Below are 14149 nucleotides of genomic sequence, written 5' to 3' on the forward strand. Positions count from 1 at the left end.
CCCGCATCCCCGTCACCCCCTCCCCATGACAATGAAAACGATTATCGATAAGGTGCACATGCCAAGCCGGGCACCTCCTTGTCGAGGTGTCGCCGGGCTGCCGTGACGCCTGAACGCACCGCACGAAAAGGGGAGCTGTGGCTCATCTGTTGGTGGTCGAGAGCTGGGTCGGATCGATGAGCAGGCTGCTCCCACGGGCCATCCGGGAGGGCGGGCACGAGTTCACGTTCCTCACCCGCGACCTGCACCACTACCTGCGCTCCGCCCCCGAGGGCACGGCCCATCCGCTGCTCGGCGCGCGGAACGTGGTCACGGCCGACACCAACGACATCGACACCCTCCTGCCGGAGGCGGAACGCCTGCACGCGGTGTTCGGCTTCGACGGGGTGATCTCGTCCTGCGACTACTACCTGCCGACAGTGGCCCGGATCGCCGGCCACCTCGGACTCCCCGGGCCGGGCCCGGAGGCCGTCGCGAACGCCTGCCGCAAGGACGCCACCCGCCGGGTCCTCGCCGACTCCGGCGTGCCCGGCCCCCGTTTCGCCCTCCACGAGGAGTGGGCCGATGTCGCCCGAGCGGCACGGGAGATCGGCTATCCGCTGGTCGTGAAGCCCGTCGACCTGTGCGCGGGCATGTACGTACGGCGCGTGGACAACGAGACCGAACTCGCGGATGCGGTAAGGCTGTTGGCCGACTTCCCGCTGAACGCGCGCGGACAGCGGCGGGTGCCCACCGTCCTCCTCGAAGAGCTGCTGAGCGGGCCCGAGGTGAGCGTGGAGACCGTGTCGTACGCGGGGGCCGTGCACGTCGTGGGAGTGACCGACAAGAGCATCGGCGGGGCGCCCGCGTTCATCGAGACCGGGCACATGTTCCCCGCCGCCCTGTCCGGTGCCGACGCCGATGCCGCCGAGCAGACCGCGCTGGGCGCGCTCAAGGCGCTCGGTCTCACCGACGGCGTCGTGGCGCACACCGAGATCAAGCTGACCCCGGCCGGTCCGCGCGTGGTCGAGGTGAACCCCCGGCCCGCCGGGAACCGCATCACCGAGCTGATCCGCCATGTCACCGGCATCGACCTCGCCGCGGCCGCCGTGGAGGTCGCCCTCGGCCGCGAGCCCGATCTGCGGCACCGGGAGACCGGGCTGCGCAGCGCCGCCGTCGGCTTCCTCGTACCGGAGAGGTCGGGCACGCTCGAAGCACTGGACGGCGATCGACTCGTCGATGTCGCAGGGGTGTTGGAGGTGCAGCTCGCCGAGCCGGGAAGGCAGGTCAAGGCGGCCGGCAGCAACAACGAGTATCTCGGCCACGTCATGGTGGGCGACCCGGCCGGGCCGGGCGCGCGCGGACAGGTCGAGGCGCTGTTGGGCGAGTTGAGCTCCGGCCTGGTGATCCGGTGACCGCCCTCGCTCCGGTGGCCGGCGCGGCCACCTACGAGGAGTTGGTGGAGCGTGCAAGATCCGGCCGGCTCGGCCCGGATCCCGGGACGCTGCGCATCGCCGTGGCGTTCGTGACACGGCAGGCCGTGCGGCACGACGGGCGCGGCACGGGTTATCGCAACGAGGTGCTCAGTCTGCGTCTCGCCGGGGCCGTGGGGTCCTGCGCGGTCGAACCCGGTGCCCTGCCGGACGCGGCGATCGACGAGTGCGTCGGCACCGATGTGGCCCGGCTCCTGGAGCATCCGTCGCTCCCGGTGCGGGTGGCCGCGCTGGACGCCTATCTGATGCATGTCGACCCGCACACACCGGAGAACGGGGCACGGCCCTTCCCGCTGCCGGGCGGCACGTCGCTGGAGAAGTCGAGGGCGCGGGCGCGGGCCGTCGTCGAGCTGCTCGATCTATCGCCGGGCGCGAACGTACTGGTGGTCGGCGTCGTCAACTCCCTGCTGGAGGCGCTGCGTTCACGCGGGCTCCGCTATGTGCCGTGCGATCTCAAGGGCGGGGTCACGGAGTGGGGCGAGAAGGTCGTCACCGACGCGCTCGGCGCGGCCGACCGCTGTGACGCGCTCCTGGCCTCCGGGATGACGTTGAGCAACGGCAGCTTCGAACCATTGCGGCGGCACGCGCTGGCGTACGGCAAGCAGTTGGTGATGTTCGCGCAGACGGGCAGCGCGGTGCTTCCCCGGTTCCTCGGTCACGGGGTGAGCGCGGTGTGCGCGGAGCCGTATCCCTTCTTCTGGCTGGACGCGGGCGCGGGCACACTGCACCGCTACCGCCTGAACGGAGCGGACGCCGGTTCGGGTTCGTCTCCCGATTCGGGTCCTGATTCGGGTCCTGATTCGGGAGGCGGCCAGTGACCGCGCCGACCGCCCTGCGTGCCGTCGCACGCCCGGAGTTGCTGTCCCTGGTCGGACGGACGCCGCTGGCGCGCATCACCGCCGATCTGCCCGGTCCGCAGCCGGGGTTCTGGGCCAAGCTGGAAGGGCTCGCGGCGGGCGGTATGAAGGCACGGGCCGCCGTGTCCATGTTGCTGGGTGCCCGCGAACGCGGTGAACTGCGGCCCGGCGCTCCGGTGGTGGAGTCGACGTCCGGCACGTTGGGCATCGGGCTGGCGTTCGCGGGGCAGGCGCTCGGCCATCCCGTCGTGCTGGTCGGAGACAGTGAACTGGAGCCGTCCATGCGGCAGTTGCTGCGCTCCCACGGTGTACGGCTGGAGCTGGTGGACCGTCCGGCGGCCCTGGGCGGCTGGCAGGCGGCACGCCTCGCGCGGCTGCGGGAGCTGCTCGCCGTGCTGCCGGGCGCGTACTGGCCCGACCAGTACAACAACCCCGACAACACCGCCGGTTACGCCTCGCTCGCCGCCGAACTCGCGGTCCAGCTGGACCACTTGGACGTCCTGGTGTGCAGCGTCGGCACCGGCGGCCACAGCGCGGGCATCATCGGCCCGCTGCAGCGGCACTGGCCGGCGCTGCGCCTCGTCGGCGTCGACTCCACCGGTTCGACGATCTTCGGCCAGCCGGCCCGGCCGAGGCTGATGCGCGGCCTGGGCAGCAGCATCCACCCGCGCAACGTCGCCTACGACGCCTTCGACGAGGTGCACTGGGTCGGCCCGGCGGAGGCCGTCGACAGCTGTCGACGCCTCGCGCGGGGCAGCTTCGTCAGCGGTGGCTGGAGCACCGGCGCGGTCGCGCTCGTCGCCGCCTGGGCGGCCCGCGTCCACCCGGGCGCCGTCGTCGCCACCGTCTTCCCGGACGGCCCGCACCGCTACCTCGGCAGCGTCTACGACGACGACTTCGCCGCCGCCCACGGCCTCGACCCGGCCTCCGCCGCCACCCGCCCCGTCGAGATCCCCCATCCCGGAGCGGCCGAGGCCGTCGGCTGGGTCCGGTGCGGCAGGGTCGCCGACCCGCTCAAGGCCCCCCGTTCGGAAGAGAGACTGTGAAGGTCACCCAGCGCACCGTACGCCTCGAACTCGCCGAGCCGTTGCGCATCTCCCGCTCCACCATGTCCGCGCGTGACGCCGTGTGGTTGACCGTCGAGGACGACGACGGGGCGCACGGCCACGGTGAGGCCGTCACCAGCGTCTACTACGGCCTCGACGCCGACGCCCTGGAGCGGCTGTTCACGGACGTCGCCACGGACCTCGCGCGCTTCCGCGATCCGGAGAGCGCGCTGGAGGCCCTGCGGGGCGGCGAGTCGGCCGGGGCGAGCGCTCCTGCGGCCGTCGGCCGGGCGACCGCCGTCCCTCCGGCCGTCACCGCCGCCGTCGAGGCCGCGCTGCTCGACCTCGTCGGAAAGCGGGCGGGCAGCCCCGTGCACCGGCTCCTCGGCGCGCCGGTCGCGCCGACGGCCGCGACCGCCCGGACCATCGGCATCACCTCGCCGACGCGTGCCGCGGCACAGGCGCGTCGGCTCGCCGCGAGCGGCTTCGAGGTCCTCAAGGTGAAGGCCGGAGCCCCGGACCCCGAGGACGACGTCGAGCGCGTACGGGTCGTCCGTGACGCCGCTCCCCGTGCCCGGCTGCTCCTCGACCCCAACGGTGCCTGGACACCGGCGCAGGCCGAGGCCCTGCTACCGCGTTTCGCGGAACTCGGGGTGGAGGCCGTCGAACAGCCCCTCGCCCCCGGCGATCCGGACGCCCTCGCGGCCCTCGCGGAGCGCTCGCCGCTTCCCGTCGTCGCCGACGAGGACGCCGTGGGGCTGGAGGACGTACGGCGGCTGGCGGGGCGGGTGCACGGCGTCAACGTCAAGCTCGCCAAGTGCGGGGGCGTCCACGCCGCGCTCCGGATCGCCCGGCTGATCGAGGGCAGCGGCACCGAGCTGATGCTCGGGTGCCTCACCGCCAGCAGCCTCGGACTCGCGCCCGCCGTCCATCTCGCCGACCGGGCCCGCTGGGTGGACCTCGACGGACATCTCCTGCTCGCCGACGACCCGTGGACCGGCATCGGGGGCACCGACGGGTTTGTACAAACAAGTGCCCTTCCGGGGCTGGGAGTTCGGCTCCGCGAGTCCAAGGAGACCGAGAGGACTGAGAGGACCGAGAGGACCGGGGAGACGGCAGAGACGGCGGAGACGGCGGAGACGGCAATGACCGGGAAGGCGGGGGAGATACGTCGTGCAGACATGGCATGAGATACGCCGCTTCCCGTTCGCGGTCCGCCTCCTGCTGGTCAACCAGCTCGGCGTCAACATCGGCTTCTACCTCCTGATCCCCTACCTCGCCACGCACCTCACCGAGAACCTGGGTATGTCGGCGGCCGTGGTCGGCATCGTCCTGGGCGTCCGCAACCTGAGCCAGCAGGGCCTGTTCATCATCGGCGGTTCCGCCTCGGACCGGCTCGGCGCGCGGGGCGTGATCATCGCCGGGTGTGCGCTGCGGACCGTCGGGTTCGGGCTGTTCGCGCTCGGCGACGGGCTGCCGGTGCTGCTCGCCGCGTCGGTGCTCAGCGGGCTCGCCGGGGCGCTGTTCAACCCGGCGGTGCGGGCCTATCTGGCGCAGGATGCCGGGGAGCGCAAGGCGGAGGCGTTCGCGCTGTTCAACGTCTTCGCGACGACCGGTGCGCTGATCGGTCCGCTGCTGGGGAGCGTGCTCCTGCTCGTGGACTTCCGTACGTCCGCGCTCACCGCCGCCGGGATCTTCGCGGTCCTCACCGTCGCGCAGGCCCTCGTCCTGCCCGCGCGGAAGGCCGAGCCGAGCGGCGGCGGTGTCCTCGGGGACTGGCGGGAGGTTCTCGGGAACCGGGCCTTCCTGGCGTTCGCGCTCGCCATGGTCGGCATGTTCACCCTGGAGAACCAGCTGTATCTGCTGCTGCCGGCCGGGGCCCGGGAGGCCACGGGCTGGGACGGCGCCGCCGGTCTCGTCTTCCTCGTCGGCACGCTCGCCAACCTCGCGCTTCAGCTGCGCATCACCAGATCGCTCAAGTCGCTTGGCGACAGGGCTCGTTGGATCGGTGTGGGGCTCGCCGTGACGGGCCTGGCGTTCCTGCCGCCGGCGGTGGGGGCGGGACTCGGCACCTCCGGGTGGCCGGCCGCCGCACTGGTCCTGCTCGGCGCACTGCTCCTCTACCTCGGCCTCATGGTCGCCTCGCCCTTCGTGATGGAGCTGATCCCGCGTTTCGGGCGGCCCGAGCTGACCGGCACGTACTTCGGGATCTTCTACGTCGTCTCGGGCGTCGCCGCGGCCATCGGCAACACCGCCGTCGGGTGGGCCATGGACGCCGGGGAGCGCGGCGGACACGCGTGGCTGGCCTGGGTGAGCTGCGCCCTGTTCGGGCTGGTCTCGGCGGCCGGCGTCGGCTGGCTCCACCGGCTGGGAGCACTGCCCGCGCCCCCGGCCCCGGCCGCCGCCCCGCCGGCCTCCGAAAGGAGCAACGCGTGACCGGCCGAGCGACCGACGAGGTGACGGCCGGAGTGAGCGACCGAGCGACCGACGAGGTGAGCGACCGGACGACCGGCGAAGCGACGGCCGAAGCACCCGCCACGAGGACGGACAGAGGTACCGGACGACCGACCGGCGCGGCGACGGCCAGGTCTCGGGGTCGCGCGACCGGCCCCGTGCCGGGCCGTAATCTCCTCACCGACAACCCCGAGCTGTACGAGGCCCGCTTCCCCGATCCCGAGCGGCTGGCCGGGCGCTGGGCCGAGGACTGTCTGCGGCGCCACGGCGGCGGACCAAGGATCCTGGACGTGGGCTGCGGCACCGGTCGCGACGCCGCCCACCTGCACGGCGTCGGCCGTACGGTGACCGGCGCCGACCTCTCCGAGGCGATGCTCGCCCATGCCCGTGCCCGGCACCCCGGTCCCACGTACGTGCGGGCCGATCTGCACGGCTTCGATCTGGGCCGGGCAGCCTTCGACGCGGTCGTCTGCCTGGACAGCTCGCTCCTGTACTGCCACACCAACACCCAGCTCGACGGCTTCCTCGCCTCCTGTCGCCGGGCACTCGCACCCGGCGGGCTGCTGGTCGCCGAGATGCGCAACGGCGCCTACTTCCTGGGCCGTACCGACCTCCTCGACACCCCGACCGTCAACGCCTTCACCTGGCAGGGCACCGCCCACCGGTCCACCACCACGCTCACCGTGGACCGCGCCGCCCAGCTCCTGCGCCGTATCCGCGTCTGGACCTCGGACGACGGCGCACCGCCCGCCGAACAGCGGTCCGCCTGGCGGCTGTTGTTCCCTCAGGAACTGCGTCATGTCCTGGCCGGGCACGGTTTCGAGGTGCTCGAACTCCACGACGGTCCGGGCCCGCGCACAGAACCACCCTGGCGGGAGGGGCAGTTGCCCGGCCGTACGGCGGACGCGGACCGGCTGCATGTCGTCGCCCGCCTCGGCATCGGCACTCGCTCCCTCTGACACCCGCCCCACTCCACCGCACCGCTCACCTCACCTCACCTCACCGCACTTCACCTCACCCAAGGAACTTTCATGCACGACGAACTTTTCCCCGGCCTGCGCCGACGCGGCTTCCTCGCCGCCACAGGTGCCGTCACGCTCGGTGCGCTCGCCCTGACCGGGTGCGGCGAGAGCGGCGGTACGGATACCCAGGCGGCCGACGGCGACGGCAAGCCGAAGCGCGGCGGGCGGCTGCGGGCCGCGTTCGCGGGCGGCGGTGCCGGCGAGACGCTCGATCCCCACCTGGCCAATCTGTTCGCCGACGTCGCCAGAGCCAAGGCGCTGTTCGACAAGCTCGCCGACTACGGGGCCGACCTGTCCGCGCAGCCGCGCCTCGCCGCGAAGTGGGAGTCGAACAAGGCCCTGGACCGCTGGCAGGTCACCCTGCGCGAGGCCACCTTCCACGACGGCAGGCCGGTCACCGCGAAGGACGTGCTGTACAGCTACCGCCGTATCGCCGACCCCGAGAAGGCCTTCCGCGCCAAGGCTTCCCTGGAACCCATCGACCTGGACGCCAGCCGGGCCACCGGTGAGCGGGGCATCGAGTTCGTACTGAAGCGGCCGACCGCCGAATTCCCCAATGTACTGGCGGCGTTCGGCGCGTACATCGTGCCGGAGAACGCCGGGAAGAACGCCACCGACTTCGACAAGAAGCCTGTCGGCTCCGGTCCCTTCCGCTTCGTGTCGTTCTCCCCCGGCCGCTCGGCCGTCCTCCGCCGTTACGACGCCTACTGGGAGGGCGCCCCGCACCTCGACGAACTCGAATTCGTCGTCGCCAACGAGGAGTCCGCCCGTGTCAACGCGCTCCTCGGTGGCCAGGTCGAGTACGCCCATGAGCTGAACCCCACCACCGCCCGTGCCCATGAGGGCAAGGGGCAGATCGAGATCGTCCGGCTGCGCAACAGCGCCATGCAGGCGTTCTGTATGAAGACGGACCGGGCGCCCTTCGACGACAAGCGGGTGCGGGAGGCGTTCTTCCTGATCGCCGACCGTCAGGAACTCGTCGACGGGGCACTCTCCGGCGCCGGCGTGGTCGGCAACGACCTGTTCGGCAAGGGCTACGAGTACTACGCCGCCGACCTCCCGCAGCGCGAGCAGGACCTCGACCGGGCCCGGGCCCTGCTGAAGCAGGCCGGTGCCGAGAAGCTGAAGGTCTCGCTGGACACCTCGGCCGTGGCAGCCGGGTTCATCGAGGCGGCCGGCATCTTCCGGGACCAGGCCGCGAAGGCGGGCGTCACCATCGACGTGAGGACGGGCAGCAAGGACTCGTACTGGAGCGACATCCTCGACTCCGGCACCCTCGCCTGTTACCGCTCCGGCGCCATGCCCATCGAGGCGCACCTCTCGCAGCGGCTGCTCACCGACTCCACCACCAACGCCACCAAGTGGCGGCACAAGGACTTCGACGCGCTGTACCAGCAGGCACAGTCGACGCGGGACAAGACCGAGCGGGCCGCCGTCTACGAGCGGATGCAGCGTCGGCTGTACGCCGAGGGCGGCTTCCTGATCTGGGGGTTCGCCGACTGGATCATCGGAACGGCCAAGATGGTGAAGGGAGTTGAGGCCAAGGCGCCCGCCAACACGCTCGACTGGGCACGCTTCGACAAGGTGTGGCTGGCGTGAGCGGAGGCGGTCTTCGCTCCTTCGTCGCCCGGCGGCTGCTCCTCGGCGTGGCGCAGACCGTAGCCGTCGTGCTGCTGGTCTTCGCGCTCACCGAGGCGCTGCCGGGCGACGCCGCCGTCGCCCTCGCCGGCGACCAGCCCGACCCGGCGCGCATCGCCGCCATCCGCGAGTCCATGCACCTCGACCGGCCGGTGCACGAGCGGCTGGCCGACTGGGCGCTGGGCCTGCCGCACGGAGACTTCGGCACCTCCCTGACCTCCGGCCGCCCGGTCGGCCGGTACATCGCCGACGGCTTCGGGCCGACCCTGCTGCTGGCCGCGCTCACCGTGGCCCTGCTCGTGCCGATCGGCTTCGGCCTCGGCGTACTGGCCGCCCGCCACGAGGGCGGACTCGTCGACCGGCTGATCAGCTCCCTGACACTCGCCGTGTACGCGGTCCCCGAGTTCGCCCTCGGTGTGCTGCTGGTGACCGTGTTCGCGCTGAAGCTGGGCTGGCTGCCGCCGACCGCCGTCGGCTACGGCACCGACCTGCTCGCCCACCCGGCCGCGCTCGTCCTGCCCGTCCTGGTCCTGCTCTCCCGGCCGGTCTGCTCCCTCGTCCGCCTGGTCCGCGCGGGCATGGTCGACGCCCTCGCCTCCCCGTACGTCGCCCACGCCCGCCGGTACGGCGTCCCGGGCGCCCGCGTCCGCTACGCCCACGCCCTGCCGAACGCCCTCGCCCCGGCCGCGCAGCAACTCGCCCGCACCGTCGACTGGTTGCTGTGCGGCGTCATCGTCGTGGAGGCCCTCTACGTGATCCCCGGTCTCGGCACCGTCCTCCTCAACGCCGTAGCCGAACGCGACGTGCCCGTCGTCCAGGGCCTGGCCGTGGTCTTCGGCGTCCTGACCGTCGTCCTCAATCTGGGCGCGGACGTGGTGGCCCGGCGGCTAGCACCCCGGGCGGGGGTGGCGGCGTGACGGCGGGCGCGGACATCAGCGCGGCCGACACGGGCCCCGTCTCCCCTTCCCGGCGGCGGCGTACGGGCCGTTTCGCGCTCGGCGTCACGATCATCGCCGTACCTCTCCTCCTCGCCCTCCTGGGACCGGTGTTCGCGGGTGAGCCGGGGGCGCGGTCCGCTTCCTTCACGCTCGGCGACGGGCACTGGCTCGGCACGGACTTCGTGGGCCGGGACGTATGGCGGCAGGTGCTGCACGGCGGCCGACCGGTCGTCCTGACCGCGCTCGGCGCCGGTGTCCTGGCCTACCTCGTCGCGCTACCTGTGGGTCTGTTCGCCGCGCTGACGCACCGGCGCTGGCTGGAGGAACTTCTGATGCGGCCCCTGGACGTGCTGATCGCGATCCCGTCGCTGCTGCTGATCCTGCTGGTCGCCTCCGTGTTCACCCCGGGAGCCATGGGCATCGCCCTCCTCGTGGCGCTGGTCAACGTGCCGGACGCGGCCCGCCTCGTGCGCGCCGCCGCCACGGAGGCCGCCGCCCGTCCGGTCGTCGAGGCGCTCCGTCTGCAGGGCGAGAGCTGGTGGCGTACGGCCGTCGGCTACGTCGGCCGCTCCATCCTGCGCACCCTCGGCGCCGACGCCGGCACCCGGCTGACCGGTGTGCTGTACCTGGTCGCCACGGCCGCGTTCCTCGGGGTCGGGGTGGCCCCGGACGCCGCCGACTGGGCGGTGATGGTCGACCGCAACCGCACGGGTCTGTTCGTGCAGCCGTGGGCCGTGGTCGTACCCGCCCTGCTGATCGTCGCCCTGACCACGGGCACGAATCTCCTCTTCGACGCCGCGCTGGAGAAGCCCGGCGGACGCGACGGGAACGGCCGGCGCGGCGAGCGCCGGGTACGGAAGGAACGACGGTCGTGAAGCGGTTCGACGACGAGACCGGCCCGGCCGCCCCGGCACCCCTGGCACCTCTGGCCGAGATCACGGATCTACGGGTAGAGGTGGGCGGCCGGGCGATCGTCGAGGCAGTGAGTCTGCGGGTGCTGCCCGGCAGGATCACCGCACTGGTGGGTGCCTCGGGGAGCGGGAAGACGACCACGGGGCTGGCCCTCCTCGGTGAGTTCCCGGCGGGCGCACGCGTCACCGGTGACGTCCGCGTGACGGCGGCCGACGGCCTCGTCGGATACGTGCCCCAGCATCCGGCGGCCGTCCTCAATCCCGCCCGCCGGATCACCGCCCTCCTGAACGACATCGCCCACGCGCGGGTACGTCACCTGCCCCGTGGCGCCCGCCGAGCAGCGATGCGGGAACGCGTCCTGCACGCCCTGACCGATGCCCAACTCCCCTCCCCCGCGACCCTGTTGCGCCGCTATCCGCACCAGCTCTCCGGCGGCCAGCAGCAACGTGTCGTCCTCGCCCAGGCCCTCCTGCTCGGTGCCCGGGTCATCGTCGCCGACGAGCCCACCACCGGCCAGGACGCGCTGACCAAGAGCCTCATCGTCGAGCAACTGGCGGCGGTCGCGGCTCAGGGCATCGCGGTCGTCCTGCTCAGCCACGACCTCGACGTCGTCCGCGCGCTCTCCGACGAGGTCCACGTCATGCGAGCGGGGCGCGTCGTGGAGTCGGGCCCGACATCGCGGGTGTGGTCGGCACCCCGACACGAGTGGACCCGCCAACTCCTCGCCGCGCAGCTGTCGTTCACGGGGACGGCCGGGGGCGCGGAAACAGGGCCGGGAGCGGGCGCGGAAACGGGGTCACCCGGAGGGACGGGGTCACCCGGAAGGACAGGGTCGGGCGACCGGAGCGGATCGGCGGCCGGGCGAGCCGCACGCCCCGTGGTGCGCGTCCGCGACCTCATCGCCCGCCATCGCGACGGATCACGCGGCACGTCGGTGACCGTGCGAGTGCCCGAACTCGCCCTGTACGCAGGCGAATCGATGGCCGTCGTCGGCCGTTCGGGCAGCGGCAAGACCACGCTCGCCCGCTGTCTCGCCGGGCTCCATCGCGATCACGACGGCGCGATCCTCCTCGATGGCAGCCCCCTGCCGCACAGCCTGCGCGACCGCGGCCGGGGGCAGTTGGCGGCGGTCCAGTACGTATTCCAGGACGCCCGCGCCGCCTTCGACGAGCACCGCCCGGTTCTGAGCCAGGTCGCCCGTACGGCGGTTCGGCTGCGCGGCGTCGACGCCCGTACCGCCGAGACCGAGGCCCTGACCACCCTCCTTCGTCTGGGCCTCCCCCAGGAACTGGCCCACCGCCGCCCCACCCGGCTCTCCGGCGGCGAACTGCAGCGCGCCGCCCTGGCCCGCGCCCTCCTCGCCCACCCCCGCGTCCTGATCTGCGACGAGATCACCTCGGGCCTCGACACGGTCACCCGGCGCGGCATCCTCGACGTCCTCACGGGTCTGCTGGGCGACGGCGACGACGGCAGTCACAGTGGCGGACCGGTAGAGGGAGAGGGCCCGGCCCTGGTGCTGATCACCCACGACCTGGACACCGCTGCCGTCGCCCACCGCATCGCGGTCATGGATGCCGGGGAACTGGTCGAACAGGGACCCGCCGAAAGGGTTCTCACAGCGCCGCAACACGCCTTCACCGCCTCGCTCATCGCCACGACGACACGGGCAGCCCGTCCCACGATCTCTCCGCATGCGGACGTGTGACACAGGCAGCGGTATGACGAGCGCGAACCGATCGCACACGCGGCGCTCTTGGCGGGTCGGAGACGTATCGGTACGTGAGTACGCGCGTCAAGCCGACCGGCATCGGCCTCGAGAAAGTTGTGGTGGGTGTCGTCGTCCGGCCATCCGACCGGGGTCAGGGCTCGCCATTCGCCCGTGCGTACGGCGGCGGCAGCCGACAGCACGTGGCCGCCGGGGTCGACGACGTAGTTCCGTACGCAGTACGGGGATCCGGCGATGTCCGCCTCCGTGAGGTCGGGCAGGGCCGCGCGGAACGACGGCCATCAGGTTCTCGTCGCGCAGGGCGATACGCCGGCCGGGCTGCGTTCCCACACCGTTTCTAGGGACTGAGCGGGAGTGAGTCCTGTTGCCAGGTCTCATGCTCGGCCGAACGCCCCGGACGGTGTTGGGCGTTCTGGTCGCCCGCGTTCACTCCGCAACCGGGCAGCACGGATCGTGTCCGTGGTCCGGGAATGCGGCGGCGGGGTTCCTCACGCCCAGGAACACCTGGTCGGGCCTGGACGGTCCGATGCCCCACCGCATCGCTCCGGTGCTGTGGGGGCGGTGTCGTCCGTCGCCGGATCGGGTGTTGCTGGGCGCGCCTTCCGATCGCCACGGCGGCAGCGTCGTGGCGGGTGGTGGTGCGGCTTGTGGTGGTGAGGGGTTTCTGCCAGTGCTGGGCACCCCAGCGGCTGGTGTAGGCCGGGTCGACGGCAATGACAGCGATACCGGTGGCGTCGGCCATCGAGGTCAGTCGGGCGCGGAGTTTGCCGGTGGGCATGCCGGAGATCAGTTGGCGGAAGCGTGTGCGGCGGCCGTGTTTCTCGCGGGTCTTCTCGGCGGCGAAGTCCAGGTCCTCCACCGCGACCGCCTTCACATCACAGGTACGGGCCCAGTGCAGGAGGCGGGTGAGGGCGTGGCGGACCTGGGCGTCACGGTGTCCGGCGGTGCCGGTCAGGTCGTGGAAGAAGCGGCGCGGGCTGCCGGTCGGGTTGCCGTGGATGTCCAGGCGCCAGGCGGCCAGGTGGTCGGCGTTCATGTCCACGCCGACCACACCGTGGGCGAGCGCGGCGTCCATCGGGACGGTCTGTGCGGTCGGAATCTGCCAGACGGCCGTCAGGTACCAGCGGTCCCGGCCGGTGTCGTAGTGGATGCGACAGGCGATCGCCCGGTCGGTGGCGACGCGGTCCGCCCACTCGCCGCCCCGGTGCGCGAACGCGACCCGGCAGGCCAGGACGTACCGCCCGTGCGGGACGTTCGCCAGATGTGCGAGCGGCGCGGGGACTTTGATACTCGCTTCGCCGTCGGGGCTGATGCGGATGGTCTCGTTGCCGGAGCGCTTGCCGGACTCCCCGTCCCGCCTGACAGAACCAGCGCTCCGCCTCCCACCGCCCACGCCACCCGGACTCGGACAGCCCGGCCGCCTCCAGGTGGTGCCGGGAGCGGGCCAGACGCTTGCCGCCGCGCACCACGTGCACGACGCCCGCCTCACGGTCCGCCCGCGCGGCAGCCAGCCGGTCCTCAAGGACCCGCAGCCGCCTCGACTTCGCATGCCACTCCCGCCGGGACCGGCAACCCCCCGGCGCCTTCTTCGTCCCCTTCTGCACGACCGGCCGGGACAGCCGGTCCTCGTTGGTGCGAACACCGGCTTCCAGGCCCTGGATGTGCGCGAGCTGGCAGCGCCGGGCCAGCGCCCACTGGTCATGCGAGGCCTTGGTGATCGCCCCCGCCCACCGCGACGACGACAGCGGCGTCAGCTCCCGCTTACGCACCGCCCACGCCTGACCGGAATGCTCCAGGCCGACCCGGCACCGCGCCTTGAGATCCTTCGAAGCCAGCGACCCCAGATGTCCGCCGACCTGGCGCAGCGCCTTCTCATCGTCCGGCGTCAGCTGCTTGAGGCGGGTTCGCACGGCCACACCACTCGGACCGGACGCGACGAACGGCGCGGCGATGCTCCTCAGTCCACCCACTCTGTCACTCCCGCCCGGCCCCACCCGAAGAACCCTGTCGCCATGGAAAACGAGCGCCACCCACGAAGGTCACGCATTCGATGAGAGAACGTCAGTTCCCCGCTGAAACCGACA

At 72.4% G+C, this 14149-nt stretch carries 10 protein-coding genes and 1 pseudogene; 10 read left to right on the plus strand and 1 reads right to left on the minus strand.

Features of this window, described 5'->3' with window-relative positions; translation table 11 throughout:
• Nucleotides 1-137: 137 nt before the first annotated feature.
• From OG272_RS04750 to OG272_RS04795, 10 genes are all read left to right on the plus strand, one after another.
• Nucleotides 138-1394: an ATP-grasp domain-containing protein gene (locus OG272_RS04750; RefSeq protein ID WP_327731079.1), complete on the plus strand. Its 1257-nt coding sequence runs from the start codon at nucleotides 138-140 to the stop codon at nucleotides 1392-1394.
• Complete coding sequence (locus OG272_RS04755) at nucleotides 1391-2290, plus strand: Rossmann-like domain-containing protein (protein ID WP_405892625.1); 900 nt, start codon at nucleotides 1391-1393, stop codon at nucleotides 2288-2290. Before OG272_RS04750 ends, OG272_RS04755 begins: the two co-directional genes overlap by 4 nt.
• Nucleotides 2287-3375, plus strand: a complete 1089-nt coding sequence (locus OG272_RS04760) for a PLP-dependent cysteine synthase family protein (RefSeq protein WP_405892627.1) — start codon at nucleotides 2287-2289, stop codon at nucleotides 3373-3375. The genes OG272_RS04755 and OG272_RS04760 overlap by 4 nt, the downstream gene beginning before the upstream one ends.
• Nucleotides 3372-4565 carry a mandelate racemase/muconate lactonizing enzyme family protein gene (locus OG272_RS04765; RefSeq protein ID WP_405892629.1) on the plus strand — a complete coding sequence of 398 codons (1194 nt, stop codon included), beginning with the start codon at nucleotides 3372-3374 and terminating at the stop codon, nucleotides 4563-4565. Before OG272_RS04760 ends, OG272_RS04765 begins: the two co-directional genes overlap by 4 nt.
• Nucleotides 4549-5811 carry an MFS transporter gene (locus OG272_RS04770; protein ID WP_327731075.1) on the plus strand — a complete coding sequence of 421 codons (1263 nt, stop codon included), beginning with the start codon at nucleotides 4549-4551 and terminating at the stop codon, nucleotides 5809-5811. The genes OG272_RS04765 and OG272_RS04770 overlap by 17 nt, the downstream gene beginning before the upstream one ends.
• Before the next feature lie 176 nt (nucleotides 5812-5987).
• Entirely contained in the window at nucleotides 5988-6788 is an 801-nt protein-coding gene (locus tag OG272_RS04775; RefSeq protein WP_327732339.1) for a class I SAM-dependent methyltransferase, read from the plus strand.
• 72 nt (nucleotides 6789-6860) lie between these two features.
• Nucleotides 6861-8450, plus strand: a complete 1590-nt coding sequence (locus OG272_RS04780) for an ABC transporter substrate-binding protein (protein ID WP_327731074.1) — start codon at nucleotides 6861-6863, stop codon at nucleotides 8448-8450.
• A complete protein-coding gene (locus OG272_RS04785; protein WP_327731073.1) occupies nucleotides 8447-9406 on the plus strand; it encodes an ABC transporter permease in 960 nt (319 codons plus the stop codon). Before OG272_RS04780 ends, OG272_RS04785 begins: the two co-directional genes overlap by 4 nt.
• Before the next feature lie 14 nt (nucleotides 9407-9420).
• Entirely contained in the window at nucleotides 9421-10302 is an 882-nt protein-coding gene (locus OG272_RS04790; RefSeq protein ID WP_327732338.1) for an ABC transporter permease, read from the plus strand.
• The gene (locus tag OG272_RS04795) at nucleotides 10299-12044 is read left to right on the plus strand and encodes an ABC transporter ATP-binding protein (protein WP_405892631.1); all 1746 of its coding nucleotides are present in this window, start codon (nucleotides 10299-10301) and stop codon (nucleotides 12042-12044) included. Before OG272_RS04790 ends, OG272_RS04795 begins: the two co-directional genes overlap by 4 nt.
• Before the next feature lie 358 nt (nucleotides 12045-12402).
• Here the strand turns inward: OG272_RS04795 and OG272_RS04800 are convergent.
• Nucleotides 12403-14035 (minus strand): annotated as a pseudogene (locus OG272_RS04800) (IS200/IS605 family accessory protein TnpB-related protein).
• Between the last annotated feature and the right edge of the window lie 114 nt (nucleotides 14036-14149).

It is taken from the genome of Streptomyces sp. NBC_00104, assembly GCF_045160825.1.
Classification (GTDB): Bacteria; Actinomycetota; Actinomycetes; order Streptomycetales; family Streptomycetaceae; genus Streptomyces.